Genomic DNA, 17292 nt, shown 5'->3' on the forward strand with positions numbered 1-17292 from the left:
TTGAGTTCTAGGTGTGGTGTATGTGTTGAAGGTGTTGTATTTGTTAGAATTGTTGCCTATGTGGACTTGGCTGCGGGGCAACAATCACTCCGGGAAGGAATAAGGGGACGGACTCGGGTGGAGCCGCGGGAATCTTTTGGATTAGCAGTGAATGAAGATTCCCGCCCCTCCAAAGGAGTCCTTTCCCCTTATTTCCTTCCCTCCGTTACGTGCTTGTATGGTCAAGCTTTTATATACAAAATCTTAAATACAAGGTCTTGAATGCAGATTTTTAAGTGCAACTTCTCTAGTGTAGGTATGGATATATATATCTATATATGTAGTTGTATAACTTACATGTAGTTGTATAAATCTGTTTGCATTTATGGGCTTGTATTCGTATGTTTACAGTCTCGTTTTATAGGAAGTTATTTTGATAAGAAGTTATATGAATACCTTTGAAACTTCTGGATGATCTGGCATTTGTACTCTTGTATGAATGTCAGACATTTAGGTGCGTCAGCATATTTAGTGTGATGGGAGGATTGTGATAGTAGACCGTACAAAAAAGGCTCCTACAACCGTAATCGTTGCAGGAGCTTTTTAATAGGATGGTATTAAGGTAGTAATTTCCGATGGTTTGAGAGGATTGGATGGTGTGGTTATAGAGAATGCGTTCGGGCAATAGGTGCTTTGATCAGGTTGGGAGGATGATCGTATAGGTGCCTGAGGCTTGAACGAGAAAGCGCAGTCCATGTGGATAGGATGCATTGTAGTCTATTAGGGAAGCATCTACATAATGTTGCTCTCCATCTGGATTCTGCCATTGCACTTTAAGCTGCTTGAGCTGCTCAGGAGTTAATGACGTATTTTCGATAGGCAAAGTAACATACATTTCGCCCATGTTATTTTCTATATTTATTTGCATGGAGGTCGATTGGGCGCCTGCTGGCTTTGTCAGGGTATGGTCGGTGTGTAGCTGTACCTTTATGTCCTGCTGGGTAGAAGCTTTCATCGTCTCGACTGGAATGACAAGCTCACCATATAATGCTCTAACAATCAACCCATAGTCTGAATTCGCCATCATCTCTCCACCCGCTCTAGTTAAGGTGAAGTATAGGTCGGCAATCTGAACTGGATCAGCGGCAGGCATATTATAAACGCCCATACTACCTCCATCTTTGCGTAGCATATCTACGGTTAGAGCAGATTCCTTCGGGCCGATGACTAGCTTGTCGCCAAGCCATTGATCTGTGTTTACCTTACGCTCTACAGCGAGAGAAACTGGACGTTTACCACCAGGCTGATTGCTGACCATCTGTCCGGCAGGGTAACTCGTAATGGCAGTGGCTGCGGGATCAGGTAATGCCTCTATCGGTACAGCCTCGCCTGTTGGCACCTTGATCAGATCCGAAGAAGTCTCGTTCCCATTGGCTTGATTAACTAGCGACGATGCGGTAACCGATGCAGATGCAGCATTCGCAGGTGCTGCATTGGCTGTGTCACCCTGCTCTGGCTCGGATAACATAACAATAGAGACCGCACTTATCCCACAGAGCAGCACGATTCCTGCTCCGGTTACACCTACGGTATGGGTGCGTACGAAACGACGAGTGGCTTTCAACAAATCCTGTAATTTCATATCCCGATTCTCCTTAATGTTCTGACTAATGCATCGTTAAGCCTCTGTAAGTCGCTACTCTTCATTAGCCTGTATAGTCAGGAAAACGCAAGCCTTTACGACAGCCTTGATATCTATGGGTTTCTATGATGCAGTGAACCAGCTTTTGAAGGCGAATAAACGCCACTTCATCCTTACACTTTCCTCTCGCCAGTCCTTACATTCATAAGCTCATATTCGCGAAGTAATATTTATAATTTACAGTTGATGATTTTTCAAAAGCGCAGCAAATGTTTACAGAATAGGGCTATTCGCCCTTGCTATATACCGATTATAAAACATTTTAATTAGTAATAGTTGGAAATTGGAATAAATAGGACATTATTCCCATAACCTATTTTTTAGGATATTATTCTATTATTTATACGCACTATTTATACATAAGGTTGATACCGATTGAAGAATTTGTAAAAATAGTTTTGAGCCTTTTGTTGAAGGGTAAAGACAGAAGGAACTCTCTTTGAGGAGGTACTGCATATGGGATTTATGGAAAATTGGAAAGCACTTCAGAAGTATTCTGCCAAATCGGCAGAGCGGTTTTTGACCATCTATCTGAACACTGAGCCAACTGCCAACACCCAGCCGGAATGGAAAATACGCCTCAAGAACGGTTTTAAAAAGCTAGCCGAGTATACTGAGGCTGGCGAGGAAAAACGCTATCTCGATATGCTGCTCGACATGCAAGCCAAGGTAGAAGAACGTATCGAAAACAGTCGCACGGAGATGAAAAAGGGTCTGATCATCGTTACCGATTCGTCAGGTGGATTATTCTTCTGCGAGAAGGTGCAGACCGGGGTGCCTAATGCTTTTTATTTTGAAGCGGAGCCGCATCTGGAAGAGCTGGAAGCGATCATGTCACGTTGCCCGGCAGCCGGAATTGTACAGCTAAGTAATGACACCGTTACGATCATCGACAGTCTGCTCTGCGAAATTCATGGTGAGCATTACTACGAATGGGATCTGGTTAATGATGAATGGCGTGAACGCTCCAGTCAGAATACAAGCGATCTCAAATCCGCTGTGAACAAGCAGCGCGAGAATTATCCTGAGCAATGGGATGTCATCCGTCCACGCTGGATCAAGCGTCTGGTGCCTATTATCGAAAATATGGCAAAGGAAAAGCAGTGGGAGGAAATCATTCTAAGCGGCGAAAAGCAAATCGCTTCTCAGGTGAAGGAAGCACTAAATACACGTATTTCCGTCCATGTTGTACCGAAAAACTTGAGTAATATGAAGCCGAAGGATGTGCTTCAGGAGGCATACGCTGTCCTGCAAGCATAAATCCGCATGAAGGCTCTTGAATTCATTACCTTGCAGGACGGAGTTAGTGGAAGTCTGTGCTGGTAATGAGCATTGTCCCTACGTTGTGAAAGTAACAGCTCTCCGCTGAATCGAACTGAGCTTCGATTCGGCAGGAGGGCTTTTTTTGGATCGATGGATACCGCTCAACGGTGGAACATGTACCGTACTTATATCCCAGCTTGGATACCTACAAAACAAACGAAGCGATAGGATGTATCAGAACACTTGTTCCTGTACAATTATTTGTGTTATGCTACATCTAACAGTAACATAGTGAGTAAGGAGCAGACGTACACAAAGCCATTTTACATATAACTTGATCGATACCCATCATGACATGATCCATGTCTGCGCCAACTGTTACGCACGATTCTGTTGCAGGATACAGCGACAGGCAAGTGCACATTTCAGAGAATGTACATCGATGACATCTCATCACGTTAGGAGGAATATAATGAACATCCAGGTCACTGTCAAAAGTCCATCGCGCCGCCGCAGTAGCTTGATGAATCAGACGATTGAGCTGGCAGGAGAACCCGCAACATTACAGGAGCTGCTCACGATGATTGTACAGTCCAGTGTGAACGCATTTATCGAACGGCAAAATACGGGCAGTATACTGCCGTATCTGACCGAGCAGGAAGTACAGCAGAGTGCGGAGACAGGTAAGATTGGCTTTGGGCATGTAGAGGATACACGCAAGCCCGATGAGCAAAAAGCGATTGATGCGGCACTGCTCGCATTCCAGGATGGACTGTATCGCGTATTCTTACGCGACGAGGAGCTGACCGAGCTGAACGCTCCCTTATCGCTACAGGAGAACGATACACTGGTGCTTATTCGGCTAACGATGCTGGCTGGACGACTATGGTAGACAATGAACGACAGATGAGGAATATGCTATGAACCGAAGACAACGACAGAAGATTGTGCCATCGACCTGGTTGATTGTTCATCGACAGACGGCACAGCAATCGTACTACTGCATTTATATGCTTGATTGGAAGCGCGGAGCTTGCTTTAGCTGGGAGGAATGGACGAACGTATCGGAGCTGATGTCATTCCGCATTCCTGTGCGTAGCAAGATTGGCGGACATCGCTATACTTCCCAGCCACTGGCGAAAATTAGTAAAAAAGCGATCTGGCTCCATATCGATGAGCAGCAATATGAGCAGCTAGAGCAATTATTTTATCGACCGGTTTCCCGTAAGCAATGGGCGAACTGGCTACAGTAACTTTTCTATAAAGGTATCCCTGCGCATCACTACAACCATCAATTGAATCCGAGAGGAGCATTCCAATGGCAAGAAGCTGGTATGAAATGACGGTAGAAGTGAAAGAACGTTTTTACGAGATTAGTGATACATTACAAGGTGATGAGCAAAAGATCGCGGAGCTGTGTATACAGCTCATGCAAACGATGTATGTAGCCAATAGTGAGGCGTACGAGCCGCTATGCAAGAAGCTGGATGAATTAGCAGGTGGAGATGACGCACGCTTATTTGATCCTCTTTTAACTGTAGCTGAGCGTCTGGCTGGCGCGGAGATCACCCCTCCATTACAGTATGTGATCAAGCATGCTCCCGAATATCCGTACAGCACAGGGTATATGCGCAAACCATACCGTACACGTAATATCCAACTACATAAAGCTCGAATCATTAGCAAAATCAGCTCCTTGCTTCGTCTGTATGGTGGCGGTTTTGATCTACATGAATATTTGCAGCAGCCGAATTATGAATGGCACAACATGCCTGACGAATTCGCGATTCCTGATATGATCGCCTATGCGCTGGATGAAGGAGATACTACGGCACGTGGACTGCTGATGGATATTATTCATGGCGAGAATCAAGCGGTATTGCTCAAGCACTCTATGCTCAGAGGTATGCTGATGTCGCACCAGCAGGATTGCTACAAGACCGTTGCCGATCTGCTGGTTGCTGCACGTCTACAGGAGGGCTTGCGCCAGACGATTGCCGAGATGATGGACGAAGGCACGATCGAGTCGATGAATATGCTGCTTGGTACGATCATTGAGCATGATCTGATTCGTTATAGTGCTATCGTGCGTGCGCTGGATGTGTGGACAGGCATGAATCTGGAAGCCTCGCAGCAACGTGTAGCTCAGCAGGTGATCCAGTATGTATATGATGCCCTAAAGGACGACGCATTGCGTCAGGAATGGTTGACCAACGAAAATGCCAACCAGATCTATATCAGTCTCTGGGCAACCGCAGTACACGAAGAAATGGATCTGCCTGCACGCATCCAGACCGTAATCGACTCCGATATTCGTTATCGCAAGCTGGTGGCGCTGTATGTGCTGGCAAACAGTCAGTATGATGAGCTACGATTCACGATTGCGCGCAAGCTACTGCATGAGCAGGAGCTGAATCCCGCTACCGATCCAGAGCTTGCGTATAGCGTGATGGTCAATTATGTGTACGGCTGTGAATTTGTCTGGGAGTACATTGATGATGCATTCAACTCCGAAAGAGTGATGAAAATTCGCCGCACACCAGCTTTAGAGGATCAGGCAGAGCGTGAGCGCGATTTTGCTCGTATTCGTGCGCTATTACAAATGATGCCATCCAATGAGCTGTCTGGAACATCGGATACACTCACCTTCTCAAGCTATCATTTACACACCGATCTGCTGATGAACAAGTTGCTCTATCTGGCAAGCTATGAGCCTGATCCGGTGCGTATCTCGCAGATACTGGATATGAAGGATCGGATGTCTCCTGATCTGCGCGGTCAGATTCTGGAGTATGTCATCAAGGATGGCGAAGACCCGGCACAGCGCCGTTTTGCACTGGATGCACTAAGCGACAAAAGTATGAGCAACCGTGAAAAAGCAGTGCGCTGCGCGACTAACTTCACACTGAACGACGAGGAAATTCAGCGTTTTGAGGATTTATTCCGTCTGAAAACAGGCTCACTGCGTCAGGGCGGCATTCGTATGCTGTTATCGCAGCCAGAGGAACGTCTGGAACCGGTAATTCCGCGTCTATTAAGCAGCAAAAATGAACTGCAACGTCTGGCTGGATTGGAGTTGTTGAATGAGCTGCAAGGAAAATCATCCAGACAGGAGCAATTTGCACGGCTGGTTCAAGCGGCAGCATCGTTAACCGAGCCAACTGCGAAGGAGCAGGTATTGCTGGATAAGCTTCAGGGTGAGCAGGAGGAATATACAGCTAGCAATGGATATGGTCTATACGATCCAGAGCTTAGTGAACCGTGGCTCGATGAAATGGTGGATACCAGTCAATTCCATATCGCCAGCGATATACTGACGATGAAGCCAGCGCGAATCAAGCAAATTTTTCAGGAGCTTAATGATCTCATCTATGAGCATCGAGATGTGGAATATGAGGTAGCCTACTCCAGGAGCTATAAGGTAGAACAATTGATTGGTAATAGTCTTCAAAGGAAAACATCATTGTCTATACTTGAACCAGATCCAGAAACGTACAATCTACTCGATGATTATCCACTGGCTGAAGTATGGCGTGGTTATTTTGATACGCTCAAGCTGACACCGAGTGAATTGCTGCAACTGCAATTTTATATTCGTCTGGAGGACTTGAAGAGCACGATTCATAATGTCAGCTATTTCTGGTACTATCGTCAGTATTTCCCTAACAATGAGAACCTGCTAGAGGGCTGGCGTGAAGAGTATATTCAGTTGGTGTACCCGGTTGATCAGATTTTGGATATTCAGCAGGCAAGGGAAAAGCTCGTATACAGAAATCAAATGGATTCGCTGCTAGCTGCACTGGCAGATGAAATGCTGGATAACCAATCGTATCATCGTAGTAATCTGGCTATTCATAAGCTTCTGCAATCTTTTCCGCAGGAGCATTTAAAAAAAGAAGGCTTTGTTCTTAATCTGCTGATCAATCCGTGGGTTCGTGTGTTAAACGAGCATAGAGTGGATGATGAATTATTCAAGGAACGCTTCCGCACATTTTACGCGATTGAACAAACTAGCAAAGATATGGGCTATGAATTACATGGTGCGAATACACTTGAAGATTATGGACGTGCACATCAGATCGGCTGTGTTAGCGATCAGGCAATCTATCGGCTTGTGATGCACAACCCGAATAGTAATCGCCAGTTGATGTACGAAATGACGAATACGTATGCGAACAAAACTGTGGTCGATCGCTTCCCGAATTTGAAGCCAATCCGTGAAAATATTATTGCTCGAGTACTGGACATCGAGCTTAAACGTGGCGAACTACCGACACCCGTATCGCCAATTGCTGCCCGTATTATGCGCTATTATGGCATGAAGTATTTCGTCTCCATTTTGACCCATTTGCAAAAGGAAACATTTGTACGCGGTTATATGTACGGTGGCGACTTTACGAAAAAAGAAATGTTCAGCTTCCTGCTCAAAAACTGCTATCCGCTTGAGGGTGAGGACGAGACATTACTGGCAGAACTATTGCAAAGCCAGCCCGTATCCGAGCGTCGCCTACTGGAAGCAGCGATGTATTCACCACAATGGCTGGAGATCGTAGCCAAGCACCTGAACTGGAAAGGTCTGCGCAGTGCAGCATGGTACTTCCATGCTCATATTAACGAAACCTTCTCTGCGGAAAAGGAAACGATCGTCGCTCACTATTCGCCAATCACACCACAGCAGTTCAATGACGGCGCATTCGATCTGAACTGGTTCCAGCAGGCTTATGAGGAGATTGGCGAGGAGCGTTTTGCAGTTTTATACGATTGTGCCAAGTATATCTCCGGTGGTGCGAACCATCGCCGCAGTCAGCTGTTCGCCGATGCGGTACTCGGTAAGCTGGATCTGGAAAAAACGCAAAAGCAAGTCGCCGATAAACGCACCAAGGATCAGCTGCTCGCTTACAGCCTGATTCCACTGGCATCCGGTGAGGAACGCGATACCGATCTGCGTGAGCGGTATGAATTTATTCAATTGTTCCTGAAGCAGAGCAAGGCATTCGGTGCACAGCGCCGTGCTAGTGAGAGCACTACAGCGGCGATTGCACTGGATAACCTAGCACGTAATGCAGGTTATGCCGATGTGACCCGTCTGACATGGGATCTGGAGGCACGTAAGCTGGACGAGCTGCTGTTCTATTTTAATGACTATGAGGTCGAGCCTGGCTTGCTCGTCCGTCTGGATATCGATAACGAAGGTCAAACTAGCGTACTCGCCTCCAAAGATGGCAAGCTGCTCAAATCCGTTCCTTCCAGACTGAATAAAGACGAGTATATCGTGAAGCTCAAAGAGCTAAAGACCGATCTACGCGATCAATACAAGCGTGCTCGTCAGGAGCTGGAGCGCTCGATGATCAATGAAACTGCATTCCGAGCAGAGGAGATCGTGAAGCTGCTGAACAATCCGGTGCTGGCACCATTGTTCAAGTCCCTCGTCTTCCGTAAAGTAGCAGACGGCAGTCTCGGTTACTTGTCCGAGGATGGAACGAGCCTGAACACTACCTTTGCACCAGAACCGGCAAAGCTGCAAGCAACAGATGAAGTGACCGTGGCGCATCCTGTTCATCTGTTCGAGAGCGGTCAATGGCAAGCATTCCAGCGTGATGCATTGGAGCGTCAATTCTATGCCCAGCAAGCGGATCGTGCGGATCAGGTACGTCGTGAACCGTTCAAGCAGGTATTCCGTGAGCTGTATCTGCCAAATGCCGATGAGAAGGCAAGTGGCATCATTTCCCGTCGTTATGCCGGGCATCAGGTACAGCCGAGCAAGACGAGTGCGCTGCTACGTGGGCGTGGCTGGACGGTAAGCTATGAAGAAGGGCTGCAAAAGGTAGATTACAAGCATAATCTGATCGCCAGCATCTATGCGCTAGCTGACTGGTTCTCCCCTGCGGATACCGAAGCGCCTACGCTGGAGACGGTGCAGTTCCATGATCGCTCCACGTACAAGCCGATTCCGCTGGAGGATGTACCACCGATCGTATTCTCAGAGGTGATGCGTGATCTGGATCTGGTCGTGAGCGTCGCTCATGTCGGCGGCGTTGATCCAGAAGCCAGTCTGACGACCATCGAGCTACGCCGTGTGATCGTTGAAGAAACCACTCGTTTGTTAAAGCTGGATAATGTGAAGATCGATCGTAATCACGCGATGATTCAGGGTAAACTGGGCGAATACAATGTTCACCTCGGTAGTGCGATCGTGCATAAACAAACCGTTGGAGCGATTCATATTGTGCCCGTTCATTCCCAGCACCGTGGTCGCCTGTTCTTGCCGTTTCTGGACGAGGATCCACGCACAGCAGAGATCGTGTCCAAAATTCTGCTACTGGCAGAGGATCAGAAGATCAAAGATCCGCAAATTTTGGAGCAGCTACGGCAATAAGGAGATTAACCTATGAACCTATATTGTCAGAGTGTATTCCAGCAGATGGATATGGCTATCGATTCGGTATTGCAAATGATCGGCACCCTGCGAGAAGAGGATTTAGCATTTCGCCCTACGGCTAATAAAATGTCAGTGGGCGAGCTGCTTGCTCATCTGGCGGTGCTGTGCGAAGCCGACTATCTTATCGGAGCGGGCGCTTCGGAGGAAGAGATGGATCTTTTTTATGTGCAAAGTGAGCCAGCTATGAATTGCAAAGCGCTTCAACACGCATTAACGATGCATTATGCTGCGCTCAAGCAAGGTATTGCTGGTTTGAGTGATGAAGAGCTGTTCACACATACGACTGCATTTTGGGGCGGCGTACATTCACGATTTGAATGGTTGTTAGATACGCAGGCGCACTTTTACCATCATCGCGGACAGCTTCATGCGATGCTCGTTCATAGCTTGAAGCATGATCCCGGGGTTCGTTTGTTTGAATAGAATTCATACTCCAACCTGTACCCTAACAAAACTCCAGCGACTGTCTGTAGATGACAATCGCTGGAGTTTTTTATTTATTGGCTATTTGGGTTGGTTATTTGCTATTTGCTTTTCATTCATATAAAGAAATCATACGTGTATATAAAGAGATTATAGGTTTGGCTACAATGCTGGGGAAATAGATAATAGACATTACTATAGCTAGGCATCACAGCTCATACTCATTCCACACCATCACTGCGGCTCCGGTGGACACGGCGGTTTCCTGCAATATGCCCCGTGAGAACTCTGGATGATAGCTGCCAGAATAATAAATATTTTGTTCAGCGACTGAAATCGCTGTGTTATAAAATAGATCGCCTGCACTGATCATCACGCCGCCCAGAATAATCTGCTCTGGGTGAAGTACATTGATCAGATTCGCCAGCCCGATCCCGAGATAGGCTGCCGATTGGGCGAAAATCTCCCGTACATATTCATTGCCAGATTCCAGCGCCTGCACAATCGTGGCAAAGTTGATTGCTTCTGGCTTGATCGCCAGACTGCCGCCGCCCCAGTGCTCCCGATTCATTTTACTGCGTGCGCGTACCTGCTGCTCCACCGCCTGCACCGAAGCAAAAGCTTCCAATGCCCCATAGTTCCCAGTGCCATGCAGACGTGGGCCATCCGTTTGAATAATCATTTGCCCGATCGAGCCTTCCATATCGACTGCACCGTGTACAATTTGTCCGTTCGATAGCATGGCAGAGCGCAGGCCTGTACCGACATGCACATACAGCATATGCCGAATATGCTCGCTGCGTACCATCCAGTGCTCCCCGATCAGCGCTGTATTAGCGCCATTTTCTACGATAACTGGCAGGCTTGTTACTTCTTCCAGCCACTGACGCAGTGGCACATCATTCCAGCCCGAAGCAGCAAAATAAAGCGGGTTTAGAATGCGCCCCTGCTCCCGACTTAGCGGCCCAACCGCACCAACTCCCAGACCAAGCACATGGTCCGCAGGAATACGATGGCGCTCCAGCAACTCGCGTACCTTCTCACCGACATGCTGAGTCAGACGCTGTGGTGTCATCTGCTCATCCATATTCCAGCGCACCAGCTCCAGCGGTCTCATTTCCATATCGTATAAACCCAGCACTGAATAGATGCGAGAGATGTCCAAGCCAAATATATACCGATGCCCCGGATTAATCTGATACAAAATCGGTCTGCGTCCCCCGGTCGACTGCCCGAAGCCGGATTCCATAATCCAGCCTTCGCGCGACAGCTCATCCAGCAACCGGGTCAGACTGCTACTCGTCAACTGGAATTGCTCCATGATCTCTGCCTTTGAAATATCTCGCTGTGCAGCAATGCGATCGTATACCGCTTTTTTGACGGACGGCATCCCTTTGAACTGTTTAGCCATATCGCCCCACCATTTCCTATAATTCTGATCGGAATTGTTTTAACTATTATATCCGCTTTTGAATGGGAATGCTATGGATTTATGTCATTTATTTAGTTGTTTACCAGCATCATATTGGCTCCTCGGCATGCTTAGCTCCGCCATCGTTACTCTGGTCTGGATCGGTGGCATGAATGAGACGATGGCTTTGCTGCATAATTTCAGCATGGGCAAAGTAGGTGTACACCCGATTCGGTTCATCCTTGAATACGACCTCGACATAAAAGCTAGGTAGCATAATGCCCCATATTCCCCGGATGGAAGCAATCTGCTCTGGCTTGTAATGCTTTTGCTCGATTAAATATGTATGTACACGCTCGGCAAACACTTGCTTTTGATACTGCACGGCGATAAATGGAGAAGCAGCGCCGACGACTATAAGGATGGCTAGTAGGGTGGTGAGTAGGCGACGAATGATCAAGCGAGGACGCGAGCTACGTGGATGGTGAGAGTTTGAGTCCGAGGTTGCGTGGTCGATAGCAGGTGAAGATGTAGTTGAATTGAATAATTGGGTCTGTTCTGATGTAGAGGAAGTATGGGAATGAGACGGCGATACAGTCGGTTTTGAAGATAGTTTGGATGACATGATGATGACCTCCATTGTGGGTATGGCATGAATTAATAATGTATGTAGGGCAGGATGTGAGATGTCGGATGTATGTTCTAAAAGACTATCATAGTACGAAGTTACATAAAATTCCAGATTGTATTTGTAGCCTGTATCATCTGTAGATTGGTAAATGATCGATATCATCCTATCCCATGCAGGCGTTTTAATTTTGGTACGTTGTATGGGGTACTCCTTTTTGCTCCATGCTTCGTTCTTCGTTCTTCGTTCTTCGTTCTTCGTTCTTCGTTCTTCGTTCTTCGTTCTTCGTTCTTCGTTCTTCGTTCTTCGTTCTTCGTTCTTCGTTCTTCGTTCTTCGTTCTTCGTTCTTCGTTCTTCGTTCTTCGTTCTAAAGGGTTAACGACATCCGTTCAAGCATGAAACACCAAAAAAGCCACTATCATCGGGATAGTCGCTTTTTTGGTGTATTTATTTTATGGATTGCAGAGGGAGCGTTCGTATACGTTTTATCCGTTTATGGTCGATCAGATCAACGGAATTTACTTGAACGCTCCGGAGTCACACTCACTGACCGATCTTGTGTATCGATCTTACGAAGACCGACTTACCGATAACGATTTGTAGCTTAGTTCTAACAACTCGTAGCTTACTTCGCTTCCGTTACAACGCTGATGCGCTCGCCTACATGAGCGGCTTTTTCCGCCTCGTCTACGATGGCGATGGCGTAGTCTGCGTAGCTGGAATAGCTATTGCCTTCGCTATTGACGGTCAGCTTCTCGCCTGCCAGTGTGTAGGTGCCTGTGCGCGGGCCGTTCGGATCAAAGAATGCACCTGGACTTACAAATGTCCAGCGGATACCTGAGGATTGCTTCAGGTCTTGCAGGTTTTGTCCCTGATTGGACGCCGTTGGCTTGTACGCATCCGGGAAGTCTGGTGTGTCGACTAGACGTGTAGTGAGTGCATCGTCTACATACAAGCTACCTGCGCCACCCACGACGATCAGACGCGTGTTACCAGCTCCTTTTAAAATATCGATCAGATGACGACCCACTGTTACGTGTTGCTCCGCATGAGGTGTGCCAAATGCATTAACAAGCACGTCAAAGCTGCCAACATCCTCTGTTGTGAGTTCAGTTACTTCCTTTTCCATTACGTTCAGCTTGCTGTTTTGTACTTTGCTTGCATCACGCACGATTGCTGTTACCTCGTGACCACGGTTCAATGCTTCCTCTGCGATCAACGAGCCTGCTTTACCTGTTGCTCCGATAACTCCGATTTTCATGTGTATATCCTCCTTGGATTGTAGGTTGATGTGTATAGGGTGAAGCTTTTGTTCTAATTCGCTTACATGTAACTATTTTAGTTACAATTAAATTCACTGTCAACTTTTTCTCCAAAATAATGATGGGCAGGCAATTAGAGGTCGTTGGTGTATGTACAGGCAGTTGTTGCCTATCGGCTTGTGGAGTCTGCATCGTGGGGAGTCTGTGTTTAGATACATACTTCCGATGCTAGAGGGCTTTGACGATAGATAGCTTTAAACATCACTTGATGGCACGATATTCGATGCGACTACACCTGTATGCTACAATACGTACACAGCTTCTACATGTACAATAAGCCTGCGTTTCCCTATTCGCTATAAGGGTGAAATACATACAGGACACGTTGTTAGCTCTACAGGTATCATTGTACTGTCTGCTTCATCATGAAACCTTATTTTTCTATTTATCCCACATTCAAGCAAGGAGTGACCCTTATGAAAAAGCTCGCATGGATCGGTACCGGACATATGGGATTGCCGATGGCACGCAATCTGCTCAAAGCTGGTTATTCGGTGCAGGTATATAATCGCACAGCGGACAAAGCCGCCCCTCTCCAGCAAGACGGTGCAGCTCTTGCATCGACACCTGGCGAAGCAGTAAGTGATGCAGATACCGTCTTTATTATGCTTACAAAAGGCGATGCCGTGAAGGCAGTGCTGGAAGGTGAGCAAGGCATTTTGAAGCATATTCGCGAGGGCGCCAGCATTATTAATATGAGTACGATCAGCCCGGATGAGGCGCGAGCCTTTGCAGCGATGGCAAACGAAGTCGGTGCGGTCTATGTGGATGCACCCGTATCCGGCACGGTAGCGCCTGCTGAGCAAGGTCAGCTGGTCATTCTAGCAGGCAGTTCAGCGGAAGCGGTAGAGCAAAGTCAGCCGTATTTTGACGTTCTGGGCAAGCATACGATCCATTTCGGTGAGGTTGGCGCTGGGAGCTCAGCCAAGCTATCGATTAATCTGATGCTCGGCGTGACAATGCAGGGGATCGCCGAAGCGCTCGTGATCGGTGAGCATGCGGGACTACAACGTGAGCAATTGCTGGAAATGATCGGCCAATCTGCGGTCGCCACACCGATGCTAAATGCCAAGCAAAAAATGCTGCTACAGGAGCAATTCCCTTCGGCATTTATGGTTAGTCTGCTGGCAAAGGATCTGGGACTGCTTATGGACGAAGCACGTAAAGACGATATCGACCTTCCACTGTCTGCGGCAGCAAGTCGCACCTTTGCCGATGCGGTAGAGCATGGGAAGGGCGAAATGGATATGGCAGCCATCTGGCTGGAGTTGCAGGAGCGGAATCGCAAATAGATACACTACGGCATTACAATAATTACAAGCAAGCATAGGAAAAACCGTCCAGTATGGAGAACTACAGGTGAATGACACCTGCATCTGCTCAGCATATGGACGGTTTTTTGTGTGCGTATGACATGTTCGTTTGTATGCGTTACTTCTGCTTCTTGTTAGACTCCTCACCCAATAACACGCATATGCGATATATTACCACCTATTTATAGCTGCCCCTATGAAGCATTAATAAGAGATAGAAAAGGATAAATTATACTCTATTTCTGTTCCAATCCAAGACGAATATAATCGATAATCGACTCCGCTACACGAAACTGGCTCTCGTCGTTACGAATGACCATATCACATTGGGATAGCGCAGCAATCTCCTCGTCAAATGAAGCCATACGGAACTGCTGTTCCTCTATACTCACTTTGCGTTCAAATAGTCTACGTTCCAGCTGCTCGCGGCTGGCACTCACACCGATCAGTAGCGCTCGCTCACCCAGTAGCTCCTTAACCAGCCGTGCTCCCTTTGCCTCCATCACGCTGGAGCGCACCTGTCCATCCTGCCCGGCTTCCTCCAGCGAGCTAATGCTCGTTCCATACAGATTACCGCGATATTCATTAATCTCCAGCATCCGTCCTTGACGGTGCATCAATTCCATCTGCTCGCGTGTGGCAAAATGGTATTCTCGTCCATCCTGCTCGCCTGCACGCGGTGCACGTGATGTCCAGGTCACGATGCGTGGCAATCCAAGTCGCGCTTGCAGTGTACTTTTACCCGAGGCGCTCGGGCCTTGAAAAACAATGATTGAAAACGACATAATATCCCTCCGGTGCTGTTCTGGTTGAAGCTTTCCTATACAGGTAATTCAATTTGAAATGGTCTAGCTATAATGCACTGATACGGTTGAACGGCTAATTCATTCCTAGCTAACTAGCTCATATATAACATGAATAACAACAAACGATATGCTCGTATTATATGCTAAAAGCAGCCTCTACTAAAGCGATAGATATCCGATCCATCTAGCATAGCAGCGCATTATTCACCCCTTCAACAGCCTGATCTCCCCTTTACCTTTTGACCAAACTCCAATATTTTCGTAAACAAATTCCAAACCGAGGGGTTGCAATTTGGAAAATAGGAGCATATAATCACTAATAATTTCACAGGCATGCTGTGATGTGCCTGATACCATTTCGAGGAGGAGAAGCAATGAATAGCATCGATATGATTACTACACTTGATCTAACATGTGCCAGCTCCACTCGTTTTGTAACCGGAAAGCTGTATCATTTTCATAGGCGTTAGCCACTCTGTTTGATTAATCAACAGGGCGGCTAGCGCTTTTCGCGTTTGCCTCCCTGCGGGATATGAAGCGCGCAGGACCAAGAGGTCTTGCGCGTTTTTTTGTGTGGTACAGCTGAGCCGACACATCCTACTTATCCCAAAGGAGCGATTTTCTATGCAAACTGTACAAATGCAAAATGTCAAAGGCACGTCGGATTACATTAGCGGCGAACAACGGTTACGCCGACAGATTCGCAATCTACTGGAGCAACAATTTTACTGTTTTGGTTATGAAGAAGCGGAAACGTCTGCACTGAGCGAACTGGAATGGCTTACTTCCAAATACGGCGGTGGCGAAGAAATCACTAAAGAAATCTATCGTTTAAGCGATCAGCGCGGACGAGAGCTGGGCTTGCGTTATGACCTGACGATGCCACTGGCACGATTGCTAACCTTAAATCCAGGTTTGCGTTTGCCGTACCGTCGTTTTGAAATGGGTAAAGTATTTCGCGATGGCCCTACCAAGCGCGGACGGCTACGCGAATTCTGGCAATGTGATGCTGATGTGGTCGGTGTTGCCGGGCCAGAAGCCGAGCTGGAGTTGTTTCAATTGGCTATACAATCCTTCGACAAACTGGATATTCCCGTGATCATCCGCTGGAATAATCGCAGTCTGCTAGCAGAAGTGCTGATGGCGCTTGAAGTACCCGAATCTCTGCTTTCCTCTGTTATGCTAACGCTGGACAAATTAGCGAAAATTTCCCGAGCCGATGTTGCTGCCGAATTAAGCAGTAAAGGGTTGAATGCCTCAGCAACGAAACAATTAATGGAGCTGATCAACCGTGATCCACAACAATTGACGCTAAATGCCCTTGCGGCTACTTACACATTAGACGATCAGCCAGGGTATAGGGAAGCTCAAACGTTGCAGCAATTGCTTAACTCTTTAGAAATAGATAACGTCTGTGTATTCGACCTGTTTCTATCGCGTGGGTTGTCCTTTTATACCGGTACCGTATACGAAATTTTCGATGCTACCGGGCAATACACATCCAGTCTTGGCAGCGGCGGACGATACGACGGTATGATTGGTAAACTATCCGATCGCTCGGAATTGGAACTGCCTGCGGTTGGGTTGTCATTCGGTTTGGAATCAGTGATGGAATTATACCGTCAGCAGACGCAAGCACAAGCCGTGTTACGCACTCCTATCGATATTGATGTAGCCGTTATACCCATTGGCAATACACTGGTCGAAGCTATACGTACTAGCGGATTACTACGTAATGCTGGTATTACTACCATTACGGATACGAGTGGTCGTAAGCTCGGTAAACTGCTGAATAGCCTGTATACACGCGGTATTCGGTTTGTCATATTGATCGGCGAAGATGAAGTGCGCGCAGAAAAGGTGAAGCTACGTGACCTGGCAGAAGGAGTAGAGATCGCTGTACCAGTAGAGGAAGCCTTATATCGTCTCACGCAAATTTGTTTGTAAATGATTTTCGATTCGTTTATGTGCAAAGGAAAAAGAGTAGAGCGGATTATCATTCATCC

12 protein-coding genes are annotated in these 17292 nt (G+C 47.2%); 7 read left to right on the top strand and 5 right to left on the bottom strand.

Translation table 11 applies throughout. From position 1 onward, the window contains the following. Positions 1-676: 676 nt before the first annotated feature. Positions 677-1621 carry a hypothetical protein gene (locus tag SK066_RS21805; RefSeq protein WP_320542991.1) on the bottom strand — a complete coding sequence of 315 codons (945 nt, stop codon included), beginning with the start codon at positions 1619-1621 and terminating at the stop codon, positions 677-679. A 516-nt stretch (positions 1622-2137) separates the two neighbouring features. On the opposite strand from SK066_RS21805, the gene SK066_RS21810 reads away from it, so the two are divergent. The 5 genes from SK066_RS21810 to SK066_RS21830 all read left to right on the top strand — a co-directional run bounded on the left by SK066_RS21810 (position 2138) and on the right by SK066_RS21830 (position 9806). Further along, positions 2138-2941 (top strand): VLRF1 family aeRF1-type release factor, encoded by an 804-nt coding sequence (locus tag SK066_RS21810; protein ID WP_320542992.1) that lies wholly within the window; start codon positions 2138-2140, stop codon positions 2939-2941. A gap of 475 nt (positions 2942-3416) precedes the next feature. Then, positions 3417-3836: a hypothetical protein gene (locus SK066_RS21815; protein ID WP_320542993.1), complete on the top strand. Its 420-nt coding sequence runs from the start codon at positions 3417-3419 to the stop codon at positions 3834-3836. A gap of 28 nt (positions 3837-3864) precedes the next feature. Next, a complete protein-coding gene (locus SK066_RS21820; RefSeq protein ID WP_320542994.1) occupies positions 3865-4197 on the top strand; it encodes a hypothetical protein in 333 nt (110 codons plus the stop codon). A 65-nt stretch (positions 4198-4262) separates the two neighbouring features. Next, positions 4263-9320 (top strand): DUF4132 domain-containing protein, encoded by a 5058-nt coding sequence (locus SK066_RS21825; protein ID WP_320542995.1) that lies wholly within the window; start codon positions 4263-4265, stop codon positions 9318-9320. Between the two features lie 12 nt (positions 9321-9332). Continuing rightward, a complete protein-coding gene (locus tag SK066_RS21830) occupies positions 9333-9806 on the top strand; it encodes a DinB family protein (RefSeq protein ID WP_320542996.1) in 474 nt (157 codons plus the stop codon). Between the two features lie 208 nt (positions 9807-10014). Here SK066_RS21830 and SK066_RS21835 read toward each other — a convergent pair whose 3' ends face one another. The 3 genes from SK066_RS21835 to SK066_RS21845 form a co-directional block, all read right to left on the bottom strand. Beyond that, complete coding sequence (locus SK066_RS21835) at positions 10015-11217, bottom strand: ROK family transcriptional regulator (RefSeq protein ID WP_250343888.1); 1203 nt, start codon at positions 11215-11217, stop codon at positions 10015-10017. Between the two features lie 109 nt (positions 11218-11326). Beyond that, positions 11327-11842: a DUF3139 domain-containing protein gene (locus SK066_RS21840; RefSeq protein WP_320542997.1), complete on the bottom strand. Its 516-nt coding sequence runs from the start codon at positions 11840-11842 to the stop codon at positions 11327-11329. A gap of 628 nt (positions 11843-12470) precedes the next feature. Beyond that, positions 12471-13106, bottom strand: coding sequence for an NAD(P)-dependent oxidoreductase (locus SK066_RS21845; protein ID WP_320542998.1), 636 nt, complete (start codon positions 13104-13106; stop codon positions 12471-12473). A 477-nt stretch (positions 13107-13583) separates the two neighbouring features. Here SK066_RS21845 and SK066_RS21850 point away from each other — a divergent pair, with 477 nt between their 5' ends. Continuing rightward, entirely contained in the window at positions 13584-14459 is an 876-nt protein-coding gene (locus SK066_RS21850) for an NAD(P)-dependent oxidoreductase (protein WP_320542999.1), read from the top strand. A gap of 257 nt (positions 14460-14716) precedes the next feature. Here the strand turns inward: SK066_RS21850 and SK066_RS21855 are convergent, their stop codons facing one another. Continuing rightward, positions 14717-15265, bottom strand: coding sequence for a guanylate kinase (locus SK066_RS21855; RefSeq protein WP_320543000.1), 549 nt, complete (start codon positions 15263-15265; stop codon positions 14717-14719). Positions 15266-15910: 645 nt separating this feature from the next. Here SK066_RS21855 and hisS point away from each other — a divergent pair. Then, positions 15911-17233: a histidine--tRNA ligase gene (hisS, locus tag SK066_RS21860; protein WP_320543001.1), complete on the top strand. Its 1323-nt coding sequence runs from the start codon at positions 15911-15913 to the stop codon at positions 17231-17233. Positions 17234-17292: the final 59 nt, after the last annotated feature.

This window comes from Paenibacillus hunanensis (assembly GCF_034055775.1).
In the GTDB taxonomy this organism is placed as follows: Bacteria; Bacillota; Bacilli; order Paenibacillales; family Paenibacillaceae; genus Saccharibacillus; species Saccharibacillus hunanensis.

What these genes read in the sequence shown, in the direction of transcription:
- SK066_RS21840 (WP_320542997.1), bottom strand. Translation starts at nt 11,842, where the DNA reads ATGTCATCCAAACTATCTTCAAAACCGACTGTATCGCCGTCTCATTCC.
- SK066_RS21805 (WP_320542991.1), bottom strand. Translation starts at nt 1,621, where the DNA reads ATGAAATTACAGGATTTGTTGAAAGCCACTCGTCGTTTCGTACGCACC.
- SK066_RS21830 (WP_320542996.1), top strand. Translation starts at nt 9,333, where the DNA reads ATGAACCTATATTGTCAGAGTGTATTCCAGCAGATGGATATGGCTATC.
- SK066_RS21810 (WP_320542992.1), top strand. Translation starts at nt 2,138, where the DNA reads ATGGGATTTATGGAAAATTGGAAAGCACTTCAGAAGTATTCTGCCAAA.
- SK066_RS21820 (WP_320542994.1), top strand. Translation starts at nt 3,865, where the DNA reads ATGAACCGAAGACAACGACAGAAGATTGTGCCATCGACCTGGTTGATT.
- SK066_RS21850 (WP_320542999.1), top strand. Translation starts at nt 13,584, where the DNA reads ATGAAAAAGCTCGCATGGATCGGTACCGGACATATGGGATTGCCGATG.
- hisS (WP_320543001.1), top strand. Translation starts at nt 15,911, where the DNA reads ATGCAAACTGTACAAATGCAAAATGTCAAAGGCACGTCGGATTACATT.
- SK066_RS21845 (WP_320542998.1), bottom strand. Translation starts at nt 13,106, where the DNA reads ATGAAAATCGGAGTTATCGGAGCAACAGGTAAAGCAGGCTCGTTGATC.
- SK066_RS21825 (WP_320542995.1), top strand. Translation starts at nt 4,263, where the DNA reads ATGGCAAGAAGCTGGTATGAAATGACGGTAGAAGTGAAAGAACGTTTT.
- SK066_RS21855 (WP_320543000.1), bottom strand. Translation starts at nt 15,265, where the DNA reads ATGTCGTTTTCAATCATTGTTTTTCAAGGCCCGAGCGCCTCGGGTAAA.
- SK066_RS21835 (WP_250343888.1), bottom strand. Translation starts at nt 11,217, where the DNA reads ATGGCTAAACAGTTCAAAGGGATGCCGTCCGTCAAAAAAGCGGTATAC.
- SK066_RS21815 (WP_320542993.1), top strand. Translation starts at nt 3,417, where the DNA reads ATGAACATCCAGGTCACTGTCAAAAGTCCATCGCGCCGCCGCAGTAGC.